This is a genomic window from Myceligenerans halotolerans (assembly GCF_054782975.1).
Window position 1 is genome coordinate 21062 of sequence record NZ_BAAGRL010000007.1, and the last position, 20643, is coordinate 41704.

16 protein-coding genes and 1 pseudogene are annotated in these 20643 nt (G+C 70.8%); 7 read left to right on the plus strand and 10 right to left on the minus strand.

Annotation, left to right across the window (positions count from 1 at the left end):
* Positions 1 to 4: 4 nt before the first annotated feature.
* The 6 genes from ACYVK5_RS06550 to glyA are packed head-to-tail and all read right to left on the minus strand — an operon-like array spanning position 5 to position 7681.
* Positions 5 to 1375: an L-serine ammonia-lyase gene (locus tag ACYVK5_RS06550; RefSeq protein ID WP_460703047.1), complete on the minus strand. Its 1371-nt coding sequence runs from the start codon at positions 1373 to 1375 to the stop codon at positions 5 to 7.
* Positions 1375 to 1959: a sarcosine oxidase subunit gamma gene (locus ACYVK5_RS06555; RefSeq protein ID WP_460703049.1), complete on the minus strand. Its 585-nt coding sequence runs from the start codon at positions 1957 to 1959 to the stop codon at positions 1375 to 1377. Before ACYVK5_RS06555 ends, ACYVK5_RS06550 begins: the two co-directional genes overlap by 1 nt.
* A complete protein-coding gene (locus tag ACYVK5_RS06560) occupies positions 1952 to 4843 on the minus strand; it encodes a sarcosine oxidase subunit alpha family protein (RefSeq protein ID WP_460703051.1) in 2892 nt (963 codons plus the stop codon). Before ACYVK5_RS06560 ends, ACYVK5_RS06555 begins: the two co-directional genes overlap by 8 nt.
* Entirely contained in the window at positions 4840 to 5154 is a 315-nt protein-coding gene (locus ACYVK5_RS06565; RefSeq protein WP_460703053.1) for a sarcosine oxidase subunit delta, read from the minus strand. Before ACYVK5_RS06565 ends, ACYVK5_RS06560 begins: the two co-directional genes overlap by 4 nt.
* 17 nt (positions 5155 to 5171) lie before the next feature.
* Complete coding sequence (locus ACYVK5_RS06570) at positions 5172 to 6392, minus strand: sarcosine oxidase subunit beta family protein (RefSeq protein WP_460703055.1); 1221 nt, start codon at positions 6390 to 6392, stop codon at positions 5172 to 5174.
* Entirely contained in the window at positions 6389 to 7681 is a 1293-nt protein-coding gene (gene glyA / locus ACYVK5_RS06575; RefSeq protein ID WP_460703057.1) for a serine hydroxymethyltransferase, read from the minus strand. Before glyA ends, ACYVK5_RS06570 begins: the two co-directional genes overlap by 4 nt.
* Before the next feature lie 72 nt (positions 7682 to 7753).
* On the opposite strand from glyA, the gene ACYVK5_RS06580 reads away from it, so the two are divergent.
* Positions 7754 to 8446 carry a GntR family transcriptional regulator gene (locus ACYVK5_RS06580; protein WP_460703059.1) on the plus strand — a complete coding sequence of 231 codons (693 nt, stop codon included), beginning with the start codon at positions 7754 to 7756 and terminating at the stop codon, positions 8444 to 8446.
* Between the two features lie 90 nt (positions 8447 to 8536).
* Here ACYVK5_RS06580 and ACYVK5_RS06585 read toward each other — a convergent pair whose 3' ends face one another.
* The 4 genes and pseudogenes from ACYVK5_RS06585 to ACYVK5_RS06600 all read right to left on the minus strand — a co-directional run.
* Positions 8537 to 9448, minus strand: a complete 912-nt coding sequence (locus ACYVK5_RS06585; RefSeq protein ID WP_460703061.1) for a glycine betaine ABC transporter substrate-binding protein — start codon at positions 9446 to 9448, stop codon at positions 8537 to 8539.
* A 56-nt stretch (positions 9449 to 9504) separates the two neighbouring features.
* Positions 9505 to 10434 carry an ABC transporter permease gene (locus ACYVK5_RS06590; RefSeq protein ID WP_460703063.1) on the minus strand — a complete coding sequence of 310 codons (930 nt, stop codon included), beginning with the start codon at positions 10432 to 10434 and terminating at the stop codon, positions 9505 to 9507.
* Positions 10427 to 11467: a quaternary amine ABC transporter ATP-binding protein gene (locus ACYVK5_RS06595; RefSeq protein ID WP_460703065.1), complete on the minus strand. Its 1041-nt coding sequence runs from the start codon at positions 11465 to 11467 to the stop codon at positions 10427 to 10429. The genes ACYVK5_RS06590 and ACYVK5_RS06595 overlap by 8 nt, the downstream gene beginning before the upstream one ends.
* A 594-nt stretch (positions 11468 to 12061) precedes the next feature.
* Positions 12062 to 12271 (minus strand): annotated as a pseudogene (locus tag ACYVK5_RS06600) (GntR family transcriptional regulator); the annotation flags it as partial.
* Between the two features lie 187 nt (positions 12272 to 12458).
* Between ACYVK5_RS06600 and ACYVK5_RS06605 the strand changes: the two are divergent.
* From ACYVK5_RS06605 to ppsA, 6 genes are all read left to right on the plus strand, one after another.
* Positions 12459 to 13991: an aminobutyraldehyde dehydrogenase gene (locus ACYVK5_RS06605; protein WP_460703067.1), complete on the plus strand. Its 1533-nt coding sequence runs from the start codon at positions 12459 to 12461 to the stop codon at positions 13989 to 13991.
* 126 nt (positions 13992 to 14117) lie between these two features.
* On the plus strand, positions 14118 to 14801 hold the full coding sequence (locus ACYVK5_RS06610; RefSeq protein WP_460703069.1) for a GntR family transcriptional regulator: 684 nt from the start codon (positions 14118 to 14120) through the stop codon (positions 14799 to 14801).
* Positions 14802 to 15023: 222 nt separating this feature from the next.
* Positions 15024 to 16469, plus strand: coding sequence for an FAD-dependent oxidoreductase (locus ACYVK5_RS06615; protein ID WP_460703072.1), 1446 nt, complete (start codon positions 15024 to 15026; stop codon positions 16467 to 16469).
* Positions 16466 to 17362 (plus strand): 4-hydroxy-tetrahydrodipicolinate synthase, encoded by an 897-nt coding sequence (gene dapA, locus ACYVK5_RS06620; protein WP_460703074.1) that lies wholly within the window; start codon positions 16466 to 16468, stop codon positions 17360 to 17362. Before ACYVK5_RS06615 ends, dapA begins: the two co-directional genes overlap by 4 nt.
* Positions 17359 to 18174 carry a pyruvate, water dikinase regulatory protein gene (locus ACYVK5_RS06625; protein WP_460703076.1) on the plus strand — a complete coding sequence of 272 codons (816 nt, stop codon included), beginning with the start codon at positions 17359 to 17361 and terminating at the stop codon, positions 18172 to 18174. The genes dapA and ACYVK5_RS06625 overlap by 4 nt, the downstream gene beginning before the upstream one ends.
* A 26-nt stretch (positions 18175 to 18200) precedes the next feature.
* Positions 18201 to 20603, plus strand: coding sequence for a phosphoenolpyruvate synthase (gene ppsA, locus ACYVK5_RS06630; RefSeq protein ID WP_460703078.1), 2403 nt, complete (start codon positions 18201 to 18203; stop codon positions 20601 to 20603).
* The last annotated feature ends 40 nt before the right edge of the window (positions 20604 to 20643 follow it).

Genomic DNA, 20643 nt, shown 5'->3' on the forward strand with positions numbered 1-20643 from the left:
GCGGTCAGCACTCGATCACGTTGACCGCGAGCCCGCCGCGGGAGGTCTCCTTGTACTTGGTCTTCATGTCCCGGCCGGTGTCCCGCATCGTCTTGATCGCCTTGTCGAGACTGACCTTGTGGACACCGTCACCGCTGAGCGCGAGCCGGGCCGCGTTCACGGCCTTCACCGAGGCGATGGCGTTGCGCTCGATGCACGGGATCTGCACGAGGCCGCCGACCGGGTCGCAGGTCAGGCCCAGGTTGTGCTCGATGCCCACCTCGGCGGCGTTCTCGACCTGCCGCGGGGAACCGCCGAGGACCTCACACAGCCCGGCCGCGGCCATCGAGCAGGCGGAGCCGACCTCGCCCTGACAGCCGACCTCGGCACCGGAGATGGACGCCCTGGCCTTGAAGAGGATCCCGACCGCGGCAGCCGTCAGCAGGAAGCGCACGACGGCGTCGTCGTCGGCACCCGGAACGAACCATGCGTAGTAGTGCAGGACCGCGGGGATGATCCCGGCCGCGCCGTTGGTGGGGGCGGTCACGATCCTGCCGCCGGAGGCGTTCTCCTCGTTCACGGCGAGTGCGAACAGATTGACCCAGTCCATGACGTGCAGCGGATCCTGTCCGGAATACCGGGACAGCTCCTGGAAGAGCCCGGGTGCACGGCGTGGGACCTTCAGCCCCCCGGGCAGGGTGCCTTCACGATGGATCCCCCGCTCCACGCAGTCCGCCATCGCGGACCACAGGTGCAGCATGCCGTCGCGGATCTCCCGCTCGGACCGCCATGCCTGCTCGTTGGCGAACATGACGTCGCTGATGCGCATCCCTTCGCGGGCGCAGATCGCGAGAAGCTCGTCGGCGGTCTCGAAGGGGAACTTCACCGAGGTCTCGTCGCGGACCACCCGGTCGGCGCCCGTCGCCGAGCCGTCGACCACGAACCCGCCGCCGACCGAGTAGTAGGTCTTCTGCAGCAGGGGCGTCCCGGAGGCGTCGAAGGCGGCGAAGGTCATGCCGTTGGGGTGGTCCGGAAGGCTGCGCCGACGGTGCATGACCAGGTCGTCGTCCAGGGTGAACGGCACGGCGTGAGTGCCGCCGAGGCGGAGCTCACGTTCGGTGCGGAGCCGGTCCAGCCGCAGGCCGGCGAGGTCGGTGTCGGTGGTCGCGGGGTCCTCCCCCTCGAGGCCCAGGACGACGGCCTGGGGCGAACCGTGCCCGTGCCCGGTGGCGCCGAGCGAACCGAACAGCTCGACGCGCACACGGGTGACGTCCTCCAGCGCCTCGGCCTCGGCGAGCCGCACCGAGAACATCCGAGCCGCCCGCATCGGCCCCACCGTGTGTGACGAGGACGGCCCGATGCCGACGGAGTAGAGGTCGAACGCGGAGAGCGCCATCAGCCGTTGAACTCCCGCATCGCGTCCACCAGCCAGCGAGCGACGTAGTCGGCGAAGCTGGAGCGCGGTAGCACCCGGTAGGCGTCGTGGCCGGTCTGCCACAGCAGCACCGGCACCCGGGCGAGGGTGGTGGCCACGGCACGTCCCGGTTCGAACGAGCGAGGGTGCAGGTCGACGGGGCAGCCCTTCTCGAGCACGGTGCGTGCCCGCGGCCCGGCGAGCTCGATGACGGTCCGGTTGGCCGACACGTCCAGTGCCAGCCCCGGGTCCTCGCCGAGCGCGGCGTCGAGCTCGCGAGTCAGTGCGACCGGGTCGCCGGTGGTGACGACGAGCCACTCGCCGGGACCGAGCCAGAGCGCCCGCCTGTCGTCGTTGCCGGTGGTCTCTCCGCAACCGGCCGGCAGTGGTGCCCCGAGGACGTCCGCGGCACGCGCCGAGGCGGGCGTGGACGGCTCGACCCGCAGGCTGACCATCCCGAGGAACGGCACCTCCGACAGGCTCACGGTGACGCTGACCGAGGCAGCGGCCATCCGGTCGGCGAGGTGGGTCAGGGGGCTGCGTCGCAGCGTCGTCAGGTCAGCCATCTCGCTTGGTCCCTTCGGGGTCGTAGAGCACGGGTGAGGTCACTTCGACCTCGACCAGCCGGTCGCCGACCGGGGCCAGGAGGACCTGCCCGAAACGCTCGCGGCCGGACTTCACGAGCGCCAGCCCGAACGGCCGGCCGAGTGCCTCGCTGTGGTAGCTGGAGGTGACGTGTCCCAGCATCGGTACCGGCCCGTCCGTCGGCACCGCGGGTGAGCCCGGAGCGACGAGCTGGGTGCCCTCGGGCAGCCGGGTGCTGCGGTCCACGGGCAGCAGCCCGACCAGGTGCTTGCGGTCCGCCCGCGCGGAGTCCGACCGGCTGTAGGAGCGCTTGCCGACGAAGTCCTTGGTCTTCGAGACGACCCAGCCCATCCCGAGGTCCTGCGGCGTGACCGTGCCGTCGGTGTCCTGCCCCGCGATCGGGTAGCCCTTCTCGGCGCGCAGCACGTGCATGGTCTCGGTGCCGTACGGCGTGATCCCCAGGTCCTGCCCGGCGGCGTACACGTCCTCCCAGAGCGCGCGCCCGTACCACCCGGACACGTTGATCTCGAAGGCCAGCTCGCCGGAGAAGGAGATGCGGCAGACGCGTGCGGGAACCCCGGAGGCCAGGGTGGTCTCGCGGAACGCCATGAACGGGAACGCCTCGCCCGACACGTCGAGGTCCGGCGCCACCCGGGAGACGACCTCGCGCGAGCGGGGACCGACGACGGCGACCGTGGTCCACTGCTCGGTGACCGAGGTGAAGACCACGTCGAGGTCGGGCCACTCGGTCTGCGACCACTCCTCGAGCCAGTCCAGCACGCCCGCGGCGCCGCCGGTGGTGGTCGTGAGGAAGTAGCGGTCCTCGGCCAGCCGGAGGTTCACCCCGTCGTCGAACATCATGCCGTCGGGACGGCACATCACCCCGTACCGGGCGGAGCCGACGGCCAGCTTCTTGAAGGCGTTCGTGTAGATCCGGTTCAGGAACTCCCCGGCGTCGCGTCCGCGGACCTCGATCTTGCCGAGCGTCGTCGCGTCCATCATCGCCACGCCGGTGCGTGCGGCCCGGCACTCGCGGCGGACCGCGTCGTCCATGCTCTCGCCCGGCCGCGGGTAGTACCAGGGCCGGAGCCACTGGCCGACGACCTCGAACTCGGCGCCGTGGTCGACGTGCCAGCCGTGCACGGGTGTCGTGCGTGCGGGGTCGAACAGGTCGCCACGCTCCCGCCCCGCGATCGCCGCGAACGGCACGGGGGTGTACGGCGCCCGGTAGCTGGTGACACCGATCTCTCCGACGTCCGGCCCGGTGCCGGACCCGGCGAGCGCGGCCGCGATCACCCCGGTCGCGACGACGCCGGAGGTCCTTCCCTGGTCCTGGCCCGTCCCGATGGACGTGTACCGCTTGACGTGCTCGACGTTGCGCATGCCGGCGCCGGTCGCCCGCCAGACGTCGGCGACGGTCTGGTCGCGCTGCTGGTCCACGAAGTGCTGACGCCACTCCCCCGGCTCGCCGTCGAGGCCGGGCACGAGCCAGACCGGTCGCACCGGCCCGCGCCAGCCGCCGGCGCCGCGGGACGCGGCCGCGTCGGCGGGGTATCCCTGCCGCCCGGCGGCCTCGAAGCCCGCGGCGGTCGCGGCCGCGAGGGTCGCGTCCAGGTCGAACTCCCCGGCCGCCGAGCCGACGACGAGCTGGTCGCGCACGACACCGTCGGGAACGAACCCGGCGATCCCGGCGTCCCAGGTGAGCTTCCCCTGTCTCTGGCTGTGCAGGTGCACGACGGGACTCCAGCCGCCCGAGACCGCGAGTGTGTCGCAGTCGACGGTGTCGCGCCCGCCGACGAGCTGTCCGCCGTCGTCGATCTCGCTGATCTCCACCGCGGACACGCGAGGGTCGCCGTGGGTCGCGACGACGACGGCGCCCGGCCGTACGGTGACCTCGTGGGAGGCGGCGACGGCGGCGGCGCGCTCGGACAGGGCCGGGCGCGCGTCCAGGACGACGGGCACGTCGACTCCCGCCGTGAGCAGGTCGCCGACCAGGTCGTAGGCGCTGTCGTTGGTGGTGGCGACGACCACGCGGTCCCCTACGGACACCGCGTACCGGTTCAGGTAGGTGCGGACGGCGTCGGCGAGCATGACGCCGGGCCGGTCGTTGCCGGCGAAGACGAGCGGCCGTTCGTGCGCGCCGGTGGCGATGATCACCTGGCCCGCGCGGATGTGCCAGAGTCGCTGCCGGGACACGTGGGTCAGCGGCTCGTCGAGGTGGTCGGTCCGGCGCTCGACGGCCAGGACGTAGTTGTCGTCGTAACTGCCGAAGGCCGTGGTCCGGGCGAGCAGGGTGACCTCGGGGAATGCGTCGAGCCGCGCGGTCACGTCGGCGATCCACTCCAGGGCCGGCCCGCCGTCGACGCGCTCCTCGCCGCTGGAGAGCAGCGAGCCACCGAGTTCTGCCTGCTCGTCGAGCAGGATGACGCGGGCGCCACCGGTCGCGGCCGCGGCGGCCGCCGCCAGCCCGGCCGGTCCGGCGCCGATCACAAGGACGTCGGTGTGCACGAACCGCTTGTCGTACTCCGCCGGGTCCGGCGCGGGGTCGAGGTGTCCGAGGCCGGAGAGTGTCCGTGCGCTGAGCCCGTCCGCGAGCGCCCGCACGGTCGCGGGGACCATGGGCTCGGAGCACTCGCCGCCGACCTGGAGGAGGGCGTTGGGCTCCTCGGCGCCGGCCGCGACGATCCCCCGGGGGCGCCCGAGGTAGATGGACGAGCCGACCTCGATCCGGCCGCTGGCCAGGAGGGCGGAGGCGACGGTGTCACCGGGGTACCCCGCGTACTCGACGTCGTCCACGGTGAACGTCAGCTCGCGGCCGCGGTCGATGCGGCCGCCGTCGGGGAGCCGGCGGGTCTGGGTGGTCATCGCGGGCCTCCTGGGTGGCCGGGGGTCGGGGTACCTGGGACCTGGCTGTCCGGGGACGCCCCGGTGTAGACGGCGAGCACCTCGTAGGTCGCGGTGTCGCGGACGACGTTGAACCAGCGCCGGCAGCCGAGGCTGTGGGCCCACCGCTCGGCGTACGGCCCCTCGGGGTTGTCGCGGTAGAACAGGTACTGCGCCCACTCCTCGTCGGAGAGTGCGGCGGGGTCCGCGGGGTAGGGCACGTGTGCCTGGCCGCCGTAGTGGTATTCGGTCTCGTCCCGTGGTCCGCACCAGGGACAGGTCAGCAGGAGCATGTGCTTCCTCCGCTCGGTCAGTGCGCGACGGCGGCGGCGCCGTGCTCGTCGATGAGGGCGCCGGTGACGAACCGCTCCAGCGCATAGGGACGGTTCAGCTCGTGCGGCTCGCCGGTGGCCATGGTGTGTGCCATCGCCCACCCCGCGGACGGCGTCGCCTTGAAACCGCCGGTCCCCCAGCCGGCGTTCACGTAGAGCTGGTCCACGGGCGTCGCGCCGATGATCGGCGAGGCGTCCGGGGAGACGTCGACGACGCCGCCCCAGGTCCGCAGCAGGTTCGCTCGCGCGAAGATCGGGAACAGCTCCAGCGCGGCGGCCATCTGGTGCTCGATCACGTGGAAGGACCCCCGCCGGCCGTAGCCGTTGTAGGCGTCCACGCCGGCACCCATCACCAGTTCGCCCTTGTGGGCCTGCGAGACGTAGACGTGCACGTGGTTCGACATGACCACGGTCGGGTGGACCGGCTCGTAGAGCTCGGAGACCAGGGCCTGCAGCGGGTGGGACTGGACAGGGAGCCGGAATCCGGCCTGCTGTGCGAGGACGCTGCTGTGCCCGGCCGCGGCGAGCCCGACCACGCCGGCGTTGATCCGCCCCCGGGTGGTCTCGACGCCGACGACCCGGTTGCCGTCCTTGACGAACCCCGTGACCTCGCAGTTCTGGATCAGGTCGACGCCCAGCCGGTCACAGGCCCGGGCGAACGCCCACGCGACGTGGTCGTGCTTGGCGATGCCGGCCCGCGGCTGGAAGGTCGCGCCGAGCACCGGGTAGCGCACGTCGGGGGACACGTTGATGATCGGGCAGATCTTGGCGACCTCGTCGGGCTCGACCCACTCGGCGTCGACCCCGTTGAGCACGTTGGCGTTCACTCTCCGGACGCTGTCGCGGACGTCCTGCGTGGTGTGGGCGAGGTTGAGCACCCCGCGCTGGCTGAACAGGAAGTCGTAGTCCAGCTCGGCGGGCAGCTGCTCCCACAGCTTGAGGGCGAACTCGTAGATCGCCGCGCTCTCGTCCCAGAGGTAGTTCGAGCGGATGATCGTGGTGTTCCTGGCCATGTTCCCGCCCGCGAGCCAGCCCTTCTCCAGCACCGCCACGTTGGTCAGGCCGTGGTTCTTGGCCAGGTAGTACGCGGTGGCCAGGCCGTGTCCGCCGCCACCGACCACGATCGCGTCGTACGTCGGCTTCGGGTCGGGGGCGCGCCAGAGCCAGTCCGGGTGCTCGGGGAGCAGCGTGGTGGTCATGCCCGGGCTCCGTCCAGGTGCGGGTACAGGGGGAACGCGGCGGCGAGCTTCTCGACCCGGCCCCGAAGGTCGTCGCGGACGGCGTCGGTCGCCGGACTCGTGAGGGCGGCGGCGATGATGTCGGCCACCTCGCGGAACTCGGCGTCCCCGAACCCGCGGGCCGCCAGGGCGGGTGTGCCGATCCGCAGCCCGGAGGCGACCATCGGGGGCCGCGGGTCGAAGGGCACGGCGTTGCGGTTGACCGTGATCCCGATGTCGTGCAGGCGGTCCTCCCCCTGCTGCCCGTCGAGTTCCGACTCACGCAGGTCGACGAGCACGAGGTGCACCTCGGTGCCGCCGGTCAGGACGGAGATCCCGGCCGCACCGACGTCGTCGGCCAGCAGCCGGCCGGCGAGGATGCGGGCGCCGCTGAGCGTGCGCTCCTGCCGCTCCCGGAACTCCCTCGTTCCGGCCATCTTGAACGCGACCGCCTTGGCGGCGATCACGTGCTCGAGCGGGCCGCCCTGCTGGCCGGGGAACACCGCGCTGTTGATCTTCTTCGCGAACTCCGCCTTGCTGAGTATCACCCCGCCGCGGGGGCCGCCGAGGGTCTTGTGGGTCGTCGTGGTCACCACGTCGGCGTACGGGACGGGGCTGGGGTGCAGACCGGTCGCGACCAGGCCGGCGAAGTGCGCCATGTCGACCATCAGGTAGGCGCCGACGAGGTCGGCGATGCGGCGGAACTCCGCGAAGTCGAGCTGGCGGGGGTAGGCCGACCAGCCGGCCACGATCATCCTGGGCCGGTGCTCCAGGGCCAGTCGCTCGACTTCTTCCATGTCGACCCTCAGGTCCGACTCGCGCACGTGGTACGGGACGACCTGGTAGAGCTTGCCCGAGAAGTTGAGGCGCATCCCGTGGGTGAGGTGGCCCCCGTGGGCGAGGTCCAGGCCGAGGATGGTGTCGCCGGGGTTCAGGAGGGCGAACATCGTGGCCGCGTTCGCCTGCGCCCCGGAGTGCGGCTGCACGTTGGCGGCCTCGGCGCCGAAGAGCGCCTTGACCCGGTCGACGGCGAGCTGTTCGACGACGTCGACGTGCTCGCAACCGCCGTAGTAGCGGCGGCCCGGGTAGCCCTCGGCGTACTTGTTGGTCAGCACGGAGCCCTGGGCCTGCATCACCGCGGACGGTGCGAAGTTCTCCGAGGCGATCATCTCCAGGGTCGACTGCTGCCGGCCCAGCTCGGCGGTGATGGCGTCGTGGACCTCGGGGTCGAATGCCGCGAGGTCGCGGTCGAGGTCGGGAGTTGCGGTCATGGTGCGGGCCTCCGCCCTGACGTTCGAGTAGAACACAACTGATATATCAAGCTTCGATGTAAGGTATTCCACATGCCTCAGCGTGTCAACACCCTCGACGACCCCAGCCGGGCCACCCTGTCGGGTGACGCGGCGGAGTCGCTGGCGGACCGCGCCTACCGCGAGATCCGCGACCGTCTGGTGATGCTGGACATCCCACCCGGAAGCCCGATCAACGAGGATCAGCTCGCGGCCTCGCTCGGCATCGGCCGCACCCCGGTACGGGAGGCCCTGAAGCAGCTCCGGTACGAGCGACTGGTGGTCGCCTACCCGCGTCGCGGGACGTTCGCCACCGACGTCAACATCACCGATCTGGCCCATGTCTCCGAGGTGCGCCAGCACCTGGAGCCCGTCGCGGCCGCGAGCGCCGCGCGCCGGGCCACCGCTGCCGAGCGCGCGTCTCTCGGCGAGCTGGCCGAGACGCTCCGGTCGGAGGCCGTGTCCGGCATGGACGCCGCCGACCTGATGCGCCTGGACCTGGGGGCGCACCGCGCGCTGTACGCGGCCACGCACAACCCGTACCTCGAGGACACCCTGATGCGGTACGACAACCTGGCCAATCGGATCTGGTGCCTGTTCGTCCACCGGCTGCCCGGGATGGCGGGGCACATCGGCGAGCACGGCCCGCTCCTGGAGAAGGTGGTCGCCGGCGATGCCGATGGGGCGGCCGAGCTGGCCCGCGAACACGTGATCCACTTCGAGAAGGAAGTGCGGGCACTGATCTGAGAACGTGCGGCCCGGGCGGCCGCACCCTGGGAGGCCATCCGGACCGGCAGGCGCAGGGCCTCGGATGACCTCCCAGGGTCCGGAGCGCGCCTACTGGGCAGCTGCCGTCCAGCCGTCCACGGCGTCCTGGTTCTCGGCGACCCAGCCCTGAACGGCCTCGTCCTCGCCACCGTCGCCGGCCTCGTTGATGTCCAGCATGAGCCCGGCGAGCTGGTCCTCGGTCATGTGGAAGTCTGCCCACTGGTCGACGACGGGCGAGACCGCCGAGTCCCCCGCGAAATCCTGGCTGACGACGACCTTGTAGGTGTCGTTGCCCGGGTAGGCCTGCTGGTCGTCCTCCAGCATGACGATCGGGTACTCCTCGAACGCCCAGTGCGGCGTCCACAGCGTGACCACGACGTCTTCCTCGTTCGCGATCGCCTTGTCCAGCGCCGCCAGCATCGCCGGGGTGCTGCCGTCGACGATCTCGTAGCCGGACAGGTCGTAGACACCGGTCGCGTCCTCGCTCGTCTGCCTCATGAGCCCGGAGCCTGCCTCGATCCCGATGATCTGCCCCCCGAACTGGTCGGCCGCTCCCTCGAGCTCGCTCAGCGTCGTGATCCCCGAGTACTCCGGCACCGCCAGGCCCTGGAGCAGGGTGTCGTACCACTGGCCGGCGACGGTGAAGTCCTCGCCGAAGCGGTCCCAGTAGTCCTGGTGGGTGATCGGAACACCGCCGAAGAAGACGTCGAGCTGGCCGTCGGCGACGCCCTGGTACACGGTGGCCACCTCCAGCTGCTGCATCTCGACGTCGTAGCCCTGCTCCTCGAGCAGGTTCTTCCACAGGTAGCTGGTCGCGATCACCTCGTCGAAGGGGACGTAGCCGATCGTGACGGACATGTCGGAGTCGCCGTCGGAGCGGACCGACTGTGCGCCCTCGCTGCAGGCGGAGAGCACCATGGCGGTGGCGAGTGCCGCCGCGGCCATCAGACGCGGCATGTGCCGGCCGTTGAAGTGAGACATCGTGAGGTTCCTTTCGACTTGCTGCACCACTGGGGGGTCAGGCTTGGGTTCGGCGATCAGACATGGTTCGGGGCGGGAGCGGTCACCTGCTGGTGCTCCGGTGCCGGATCCGGCTCAGGATCGACGGGGGTGCTCGCGGGTGCGCGGCGGGCGCGGCGCCCGCGCTTGCGCTCGCGGGGGAAGGCCCCGGTGACACGGTCGAGGTACATGGCGAGGAACACGACGGCCAGGCCGCCCTCGAAGCCGACTCCCATGTCGAGCCGGCTGATGCCGGTCACCACGACCGAGCCGAGGCCACCGGCGCCGACGAGCCCGGCGATCACGACCATGGACAGGGAGAGCATGATGACCTGGTTGAGGCCGGTCATGATGGACGGGACGGCGAGCGGGAGCTGCACCTGCCGCAAGGTCTGGGCGGGTGTCGCGCCGAAGGCCGTGGCCGCCTCCACCATCTCCTTGTCGACCTGGCGGATACCGAGCTCGGTGAGCCGCACGGCCGGAGGGATCCCGAAGATGAAGGTGGACACGACGCCGGGGACGACGCCGATCCCGAAGAAGAAGACCGCGGGGATCAGGTAGACGAACGGGGGCAGCGTCTGCATCAGGTCGAGGACGGGGCGCACGGCGTGGTTGGCCACACGGTTGCGGGCGACCCAGATCCCGGTCGGGATGCCGACGGCGACGGCGAAGAAGGAGGCCACGAGGACCACGGCCAGGCTCTCCATCGCGGGCACCCAGAGCTGCATGCCCTGGATGAGGAGCATCCCGGCGAGCGAGAAGACGGCCAGCCCGATGCCGCGGGCCCAGAAGGCCAGGGCGACGGCGGCCGCGGTGACCACGAGGGGATGCGGCGCGGTCAGGACGAACAGGAGGACGTCGACGCACCACAGCATGAACTCGGAGATGGCGTCGAAGAGGGGCGCCCAGTTCAGGCGCATCCAGTCGACGATCCTCTCGGTGGCGTCTCCGACGGGGATGTCACCCATGGCGGACGCTCCTTTCACCGGCCAAGGCCTGGACGAGGGTGGTACTGGAGATCTCGCCGACGGGGCGGCCCGAGTCGTCCAGCACGCACACCGGCGCGTCGCTCGCGCCGACGAGGGGGAGGATGTCCACGAGCCGGGTGTTCGCCAGGACCGTGGTGACGTTCTCGGCCGGTCCTCCGTCGGGGTCGAGGGTGACGGCCGGCTCGCGCATCACCCGATCGGCGGTGACGACGCGGGAACGGTCGACGTCGGAGACGAAGTCGGCGACGTAGTCGTCGGCCGGGTCGGACAGGATGTCCGACCCTGTGCCGATCTGGACCAGCTTGCCGTCGCGCATGACCATGATCCGATCCCCGAGGCGCATGGCCTCGTTGAGGTCGTGCGTCACGAAGACGATCGTCTTCCTCAGCTGGCTCTGCAGGTCCAGCAGCAGGTCCTGCATGTCCCTGCGGATGAGGGGGTCCAGAGCGCTGAACGGCTCGTCCATGAGAAGCACCTCGGCGTCCGTGGCCAGGGCCCGAGCCAGCCCGACTCGCTGCCGCATGCCGCCGGACAGCGCGGACGGGAGCTCGTGACCCCAGTCCGCCAGCCCCACCCGGTTCAGCGCCCAGGTCGCGCGCTCGACCCGCTCGGAGGCGGGGACACCGCGGACCTGGAGGCCGTAGCCGACGTTCTCCATGAGGGTGCGGTGGGGGAAGATCGCGAAGTGCTGGAAGACCATGTTGACGGTGTTGTTCCGCAGCCGGCGCAGCTCACGAGGAGCGGCGGAGCTGATCTCGACGCCGTCGACCGTGACGGTCCCGGCAGTCGGCTCCACCAGGCGGTTGAGCATCCTCAGGAGCGTCGACTTCCCCGATCCGGAGAGCCCCATGATGACGAACAGCTCACCCCGGGCCACGTCGAACGAGACCGAGTCGACCGCCGGGCCGTGCCCGGGATCGGGCGCCCTGCGCCTGCCCCAGGATCTCCCGCCGTCGGCCTGGTAGATCTTCGTGAGGTCCCGCGCCTCGATCATCGATGATGGCGATGCCATGTCGTTACTCCCTGTGGTGTCGATCGGCGAGGGGCGCCGAAGGGCGCGCCGCGACGGCACGCGACCGTCGTGATGCGGGCTCGGACAGATGAGGCGCAGAACGGACCGGGCCTCTTCCGGGCCGGCATCTGGCGGGTATCGGCGAACATGTTTCTCGCCATCGAGAACTCCTCATGATGGCCCCGCGGACCGGAACGGTCCCCAGGGGTCGGACCGCGCACATCTGCTCGTCGTCGAACCTTGTGATGCGCGTCTCACTGGACTCTAGTTTGTGATCACAGATCGCGCAAGCCCCTGAACGGAGATCGCGGTCGCTCGACGACGGGAGCCCGCCGACGGAGGTACTGGCGGACAGGCCGGCGCCGCCCCCGGGCGGGCCGTCGCGGCCACACGCCCGTCAGGGACGCCCGAGCACCCGCACAACCGGCCGCACGTCAGCGCGATTCCCCGCGCTCGGCCCGACCCTCGACGTGCTGCCCCACCGGCTGCGCAGCCAGGAGCGCCTTGATGCGCCGCGACGCGTTGCCGAGGGATGCGGTGCACGTCGTGGACATGGACGAGCTCCTCGAGCGTCAGCCCCTTCACGACGGCCCCCTTGTGCGGCACCCGTTCGGCGAGGCCCGCCTCCTCCGGGCGGCGGATCGCCTCACGGACGGGCATGACGCCGGCCCCCACCTGCTCGGCCAGGTCCCGGACCCTCAGCCGCGAGCCGGCGGGCAGCTCGCCGCTGATGATCGACTCGTGCAGGACGCCGTAGACCTGATCGGCCAGCAGAGTCGGCGTCCGCACCTTCGGAAGGGTCACAGATCAAAGATATCGCCGCCCGTCGACCGCGCGAGCGATGGTTGCGTGATCTGTGATCTCATTCTACGGTGTGAGGTGCCCCACAACTCCTCCCGGAACGCAGGACAACCGTGCACCAGGGCCGACACCGGTGTCCGCCGTCACGGAAGACAGAGCTCCCGGGACAACCACGCAGAAAGGGCGACCCATGAGAGACGGCATCATCGTCGGAAGCGGTACCAGCGACCACACAGCCACATCCGTACGGCGCGCACAGGGCGCGGCTCCCCTGATCGATCCGGCCGACCTGCCACCGGCCTTGCACTACATCGACGGCGCGTTCCAGGAGAGCCCCGGCGGCGAGACGCTCCCCGTCGTCGACCCGTCCACCGAGGAGCCCATCGCCCAGTCCCCCGCCGCCACGGCCGACGACGTGGACCGGGCGGTGGCCGCCGCCGTCGCCGCCCAGGCACGGTGGGGCCGGCTCGTGCCCAAGGCACGATCGGAGGCCCTGCACCGGATCGCCGACCGCCTGGCGGAGAACGCGGAGCTGCTGGTCCGGATCGAGTCCGCCAACACGGGCAAGCCCCTCCCCGTCTCCCAGGAGGACGTCGACCAGACCGTCGACACGTTTCGGTTCATGGCCGGAGCGCTCCGCGCCACCACCACCATGGCCGCCGGGGACTACGCGGAGAACCACCTCTCGGTCATCCTGCGCGAGCCGCTCGGCGTCGTCGGCGTGATCACGCCGTGGAACTACCCGCTGCTGATGGCCGCGTGGAAGATCGCACCGATCATCGCGGCCGGGAACTCCCTGGTCATCAAGCCCTCCGAGCAGACCCCGCTCACGACCCTGAAGCTCGCGGAGCTCGTGGGTGACCTGCTGCCGCCCGGCGTGCTGAACGTCGTCACCGGCCGGGGACCGGTGGCCGGGGAGCGTCTCGCCACGCACCCCGACGTCAACATGATCGCCCTGACCGGATCGGTCAGGAGCGGCCGGGCAGTCGCCCGCGGGGCCGCCGACACCCTCAAGCGGGTGCACCTCGAGCTCGGGGGCAAGGCACCCGTCGTCGTCTTCGAGGACGCCGATCTCAAGGCGGCCGCCTCCTCGCTGCGCGTGGCCGGCTTCTGGAACTCCGGCCAGGAGTGCGGCGCCGCCTGCCGGGTCCTCGTGCACGAGGCCGTGGCCGACGAGTTCGTCCGTGCCCTCGTCGCCGAGGTGGAGGGCATCGTCGTCGGCGAACCCCGCGCGGGCGACGACATCGAGGTCGGCCCCCTGGTCTCCGGCGCCCACTTCGACCGGGTCATGGGCTACCTGGACCGCGCCGCGCAGCGCGGAGTCCGCGCCGCGATCGGCGGCGGCAGGCTCGAGAGCCCGGGGTACTTCGTCGCACCCACGGTGCTGGTGGACGTGCCCGAGGGCGACGAGTGCACCCGGGAGGAGATCTTCGGCCCCGTCGTCACCGTGGAGACGTTCGCGGACGAGCAGGAGGCGATCCGTCGCGCCAACGACGTACCGCTCGGGCTGTCCGCCTCGGTGTGGACGGACGACGCCCGCCGCAGCCACGACGTCGCCTCACGGCTCGACGCCGGGACCGTCTGGGTCAACTCGCACCTGGTCCTGGCCAGCGAGGTGCCGTGGGGCGGGTTCAAGGGGTCGGGATACGGCCGCGACCTGTCGGTCTACGCCCTCGACGACTTCTCCCGCACCAAGCACGTCATGCACAACCACGAGCGGTAGCCGCTCCCGTTCCCAGGAGGTCTGTCGATGACTGGCTCTGGCTCGCCGACAGCGCCCACCGGAGGCGCTCCGGAGCCGGTCACGCCGCACACGGCGCGACCGGCCACGGTCGATACACTGTCCGCCATGCCCCTGCCGAAGCTCATGCATAACGGTCGCGTGGGTGACCAGGCGTTCGAGGCCATCCGTACCGCCATCGTCAGCGGCGAGCTGCCTGCCGGGCACCGGCTGCGAATCCGGGAACTGGCCGAACAGCTCGGCACGAGCGTGATGCCGGTGCGGGAGGCCATCAGGCGACTCGAGGAGATCGGGCTCGCCGAGGCGTTGCCGTACCGCGGCGCCGTGGTCAAGGGGTTCACCTACCAGGAACTGCTCGACCTGTACTCCGTGCGCCGCGCTCTCGAGACCCAGGCGACCGTCCTGGGTGTCACGCGGCTGTCACGCGCAGACATCGAGCAGATGGAGTCGGCGTACGATGCGATGGCCGCGGCCGTCGCCACGCAGGACGCCCTCGACTACCTCGCACAGGACGAGGACTTCCTCGCGACGATCTACGTGGCGTCCAACAACTCGGTGCTCGTGGAGATGATCCGCACCCTGTGGCAGCGCTGTCGGTCCTACAAGATCGTGGGCGCGCGACGCGAGCTGGAGTCGGGCGACCCCTCGTCACTGCTCGTCTACCAGGAGCGGCTGCTGCGGGCCGTGACGAGCGGGGACGCCGATGCCGCGGGACGCGTCACCGCCGCGTCGCTCGATGCGGCCACGCGGCGTATCGAACAGGCGCTGAGCGAGTCCGCCTCCGCGCACTGATCCCGCCCGGCCCTTCGTCACCCCGCCACCAGCAAGTTCATCGCGGATTGTCGGCAGAGCTTGTTTGATCTGTGATCACACTTTAGGCTGACTGGCAACACAGCAGAGTCCGTGCACGGTGGAACCCAACGGGGGGAACCGCCCGGCGGGACCCGGACGAACCTCTCTCGGTGCCTCTGCCCTGAACGACCTGGTACCCACTCTCGTTCGAAGGATTCACACATGAAGGACGCCGTTGTCGTCGGCGCCGGGCTTGCCGGGCTCGCCGCCGCCTGGCGCCTGCGCCACTGGGACACCGTGGTGCTGGAGTCCGCCGGCCGGGTGGGCGGCCGGATCCGCTCCGAACGCCGCGGGGACTACTGGCTCAACTGGGGCGGGCACGTCTTCGCCGGCCCGGGCTCGTCGACCGACGCGCTGCTGACCGAGGTCGGCGTGACCGCTGTCGAGATCCCGGGTTCGCTGCAGGCCCTGTCGATGAACGGCAGGTTCCTGCGCAAGGGACACATCGCCACGTACCCGCTGCGCATTCCCATGTCGTTCGCGTCACGGGTCGCCACGGTGCGCGCCGGCATGAAGGTCGTGGCCGGTGTCGCCCGGTACACCGGCGTCGTCCGCAAGCGTCCGGGGGAATCCGGAGCCATGCGCCAGCAACGCATCTACGACTTCGCGAACGAGCGGTCCTTCGCAGAGCTCGTCGGCGACCTCCCCGAGGATGCTGCCGCGCTGTTCCGGACCACGGTCACGCGATCGGCAGGTGACATGGACCAGATCTCGGCCGGTGCGGGGATCGGGTACTTCAGCCTCGTCCTCGGCTTCGGCCAGGGCCTCAACCGGGGAGTCGTCGGCGGGCCGTCGACCCTGACGGAGTCGGTCGCGGCCGCGCTCCGCGACCGCGTGCAGCTCGGCGCCGAAGTCGTGGAGGTGGTCCGCAAGAAGGACTCCGTCGTCGTGCGGTACCGCCAGGACGGCGTGGACCGCGAGGTCGAGGCGCGCACCGCCGTCCTGGCGACGACCGCCGACGTCGCGCATCGGATCGGCGTGGATCTCCCGCAGGAGCTGCGCGAGGCGCTCGGCCGGATCAAGTACGGCCCGCACGTCAGCTCGGCCTTCCTGACCGACGAGACGTCGGCACGACCATGGGACGACATCTATGCGATCGCCGCCCCGAAACGCTCCTTCGCCATCGCGCTGAATCAGGCGAACATCGTGCGCAGCGCGGAGTCCGTACGCAGGCCCGGTGGAAGCTTCATGACCTTCTCGCCGGCCGGTCTCGGGCGCGCGCTGCTCGACAAGAGCGACGAGGAGGTCGTACGCACGCACCTGGCCGACCTCGAGCAGGTGCTCGGCTCCCCCGGGTTCTCCGACACCGTGGTCGAGGCGAAGGCCGCGCGGTGGGAGGTCGCCTCGCCGTACTCCTTCCCCGGCCGGGCGAGACTCCAGCCCGTCCTGCAGCGGGGCGCCGACCGGGTGTTCCTCGCCGGTGACTTCCTCGGCACCCTTTACACGGAGACCTCGATCACGTCGGGGTTCGCCGCCGCGCAGGACGCAGCCAGTCTGCTCGCCAGCCGGCGACAGGCGTCGGGGAGCGGCACCGGGGTGACCACCCCCTCGGGCGCCTTCCAGAAACCCACACCCACTCGCCATGCCCAGGAAAGGACCGTCGCATGACCACTCAGCTGAACGGTGTACTCACCGCCCTGTCGACCCCCTTCGACCGGGACGAGGCGATCGACGAAGTCGCGCTGCGGCGCGTGGTCGACCGCTCCGTCGACGCCGGCGTGGACGGCGTCGTCGCCGCCGGCTCCACCGGTGAGGTCGGCGCCCTGTCGTCCGACGAGCGGCTCCGCCTCATCGACACCGTCATCGACCAGACGGCCGGCCGCGTGCCGGTGATCGCCCAGACCGGCGCGACGTCGACCCGCGAGGCCATCCGCCTCTCCCGCGCCGCGCAGGACTCGGGCGCGAATGTCCTCATGCTGGTGACGCCCTACTACGAACCGCTGTCCGTCCCGGAGACCGTCGCCTACGTCAAGGACGTCGCCGAGGCGGTCGACCTGCCGGTCATGCTCTACAACATCCCCGCCGTGACCGGCGTCAACCTCGACCCCGACACCGTGCGCTCGCTCGCCGACGAGGTGGACAACATCCGCTACATCAAGGACTCCAGTGCGAACTGGGAGCAGGCGCTGCAGCTGATCCACCACCACGGCGACGCGATCGGGACGTTCATCGGATGGGACGCCTACATCTACAGTGCGCTCGTCGAGGGCGCCGCCGGCGTCATGGCGGGGGCGGCCAATGTCGTTCCCCACGAGATCGTCACGGTCAGCAGGCTTGTCGCCGAGGGGGACCTGGCCGGGGCCTTGTCCCGCTGGAAGGCTCTGTACCCCGTGATCGACGCGATGCTCTCGGTGCCCTTCATCGCCGCGGTCAAGGCAGGACTCGACCTGCAGGGTGAGCCCGCAGGGGCTCCGCGCCGTCCGACGAGCGCCCTACCCGCCGACGCGGTCGAGCGCATCCGGCACTCGCTGTCACAGCTCGTGCGGGACGCCGTTCGATGAGCGACGGCGAGCGCGCCGTGTACTTCGTCTCGGACAGCACCGGCATCACCGCCGAGACCCTGGGCAGCGCGCTGCTCGCGAACTTCCCGGCGATCGCCTTCCGTCGCCGCACCGTCCCGTTCGTCGACACCGCCCGCGGCGCACGCTCGCTCGTCGCCGAGATCGACCGGGCTGCCTCGGAGGGCCGGGGGCCGATCGTGTTCACGACGGTGAACGCCACCGCCGTGCGCGAGGAACTCACCCGGTCACGCGCCGTGATCATCGATCTTCTCGGGGGCCACCTCGTCGAGCTGGAGGACGCGCTGGGCACCCCGTCCAGCGCCCAGCCGGGGCAGTTCCACGGGGTCGGCGACCTCGAGCGGTATTTCGCACGCATGCGCGCGATCGAGTACGCCATCGAGCACGACGACGGACAGAGCCGCCGCGCTCTCCACCACGCCGACGTCGTGATCATCGCGCCGTCACGCTGCGGCAAGACGCCCACCACGATGTATCTCGCGCTGCAGTACGGGCTCCTGGTCGCCAACTACCCGCTGACCGAGGAGGACTTCCCCGCCGACGCGCTGCCTCCCGCCGTCGCGCCCTACGCCACGCGGTGCTTCGGGCTCACCACGACGCCGTTGCGGCTGAGCCAGGTGCGGCACGAACGCCGTCCGCGCTCGCAGTACGCGAGCCTCGCCCAGTGCAAGCTCGAACTGCGCCGGGCCGAAGACCTCTACCGGCGCAACCGTGTGCCGTTCCTGAACTCCTCCACCAAGAGTGTCGAGGAGATGTCCGCCGTCATCCTGCAGTCGATGAAGCTGCGCGACTGATCGAGTACCCACGAGAGGGGACGACGATGTCCAACATCGCCTGGTTCGACGATATCGGCATGTTCGACCTGGCCAAGGTCGGCGGCAAGAACGCCTCCCTGGGAGAGATGGTGTCCCAGCTCGCGGCCGCCGGCGTCCGCGTGCCGCGCGGGTTCGCGACGACCGCGGAAGCATACCGGCGTTTCCTCGCACACGGCGGCCTCGGGGAGCGCATCCGCGCCGCGGTCGACGGCCTGGACACCGACGACGTCGCCGGGCTCGCACGTGTCGGTGCCTCCGTGCGCGGCTGGATCGAGGCGCAGCCGTTCCCCGCCGACGTGGAGACCGACATCAGAGCGGCCTACGCGAAGCTCGTCGCGGAGGATCCCGACCCGGAGCGCGTGACGTGGGCGGTGCGCTCCAGCGCCACGGCGGAGGACCTGCCCGATGCGTCGTTCGCCGGGCAGCAGGAGACCTTCCTCAACATCGGCGGCGTCGACAACGTGCTGCACGCCGTGCGCGCGGTCTTCGCGTCGCTCTACAACGACCGTGCGATCGCCTACCGGGCGCACCACGGTTTCCGCCACCATGACGTCGCACTGTCGGCCGGAGTCCAGCGGATGGTCCGCTCCGACGTGGGTGCCTCCGGGGTCATGTTCACGGTCGACACCGAGTCGGGATTCGACCAGGCGATCTTCGTCACGAGCTCGTACGGGCTCGGCGAGGCGGTCGTGCAGGGCGCCGTCAACCCGGACGAGTTCTACGTCTACAAGCCCGCCCTGCGTGCGGGCCGGCCCGCGATCCTCAAGCGCTCGGTCGGTGAGAAGGCGGTCGCCATGCGGTACGCCGCCGGCCGGCACGTGGGAGGCAGCACCGTGTTCGCCGACGTCGATCCCGCCGACCGGGCGCGCTTCTCGCTCACCGACGCCGACGTCGAGGAACTCGGCCGCATCGCCCTGGTCATCGAGAAGCACTACGGGCGCCCGATGGACATCGAGTGGGGCAAGGACGGCGTCGACGGCGGGCTCTACGTCCTGCAGGCACGTCCCGAGACCGTCGTGTCGCGCGAGTCGATGAACGTCCTGCGCCGGTTCACGCTCCGTGGCGAAGGTCCGCTGCTCCTCGAAGGGCGCGCCATCGGGCAGAAGATCGGCGCCGGCCGCGTGCGCGTGCTGTCCTCGATCGAGCAGATGGAGGGCTTCACACCCGGCGACGTGCTCGTCGCGGACATGACCGACCCGGACTGGGAACCGATCATGAAACGCGCCGCGGCGATCGTGACCGACCGCGGCGGACGCACCTGCCACGCCGCGATCATCGCGCGCGAGCTGGGCATCCCCGCCGTCGTGGGTACCGGGTCGGCCACGCGGGTGCTGGTCGACGGGCAGGACGTCACCGTCTCGTGCGCGGAGGGCGACGAGGGACGCGTCTACGAGGGGCTGCTGGCGTTCGACGAGGAAGAGACGAGGCTCGACGCCATGCCCGAGCCGCCGGTGAAGGTCATGATGAACGTCGGTACGCCGGACCAGGCGTTCTCCTTCTCGAGACTGCCCCACCACGGTGTCGGGCTGGCCCGGCTCGAGTTCATCATCAACCGGCAGATCGGGATCCACCCGCGTGCGCTCCTCGCGGCGGACGAACTGCCCGGCGATCTGCGGGACGAGGTCCGCCGCCGGGTCGGCGCCTACCCCTCCCCGCGTGAGTACTTCGTCCAGCGCGTCGCCGAGGGCGTGTCGACGATCGCCGCCGCGTTCGCGCCCGAACCCGTCATCGTGCGGCTGAGTGACTTCAAGTCCAACGAGTACGCCAACCTTCTCGGCGGGCCCCTGTACGAGCCCGACGAGGAGAACCCCATGATCGGGTACCGGGGCGCGTCGCGATATCTCTCGCCCGACTTCCGCGAGTGCTTCGACATGGAGTGCGAGGCCCTGCGGCGTGTGCGCGACGACATGGGCCTGACCAACGTGCGCATCATGGTCCCGTTCGTCCGCACACTCGACGAGGCCGCGGCCGTCGTCGCCCTGCTCGCCGAGAACGGCCTGCGTCGCGGCGAGAACGGCCTGGAGCTCGTGATGATGTGCGAGCTCCCGTCCAACGCCCTGCTCGCCGACGAGTTCCTGCAGTACTTCGACGGATTCTCCATCGGGTCGAACGACATGACCCAGCTCACCCTCGGACTCGACCGGGACTCCGCGCTCGTCGCCCACGCCTTCGACGAACGCGACGGCGCGGTCCGGAAGCTCCTCGGCCTCGCGATCGACGCATGCCGCCGCCACGGCAAGTACATCGGCATCTGCGGCCAGGGCCCGTCCGACCACACGGACTTCGCGCAGTGGCTCGTGGAACGCGGGATCGACTCCGTCTCGCTGAACCCCGACACCGTCGTGAGCACGTGGCTCGCGCTGGAGCGCTCCACGACCCCGTCAGGCACGGGGACACACCCCGAGTAGGTCTCGCGGGTGGCCTCTCGCAGCAGCGGACACCGGCGCC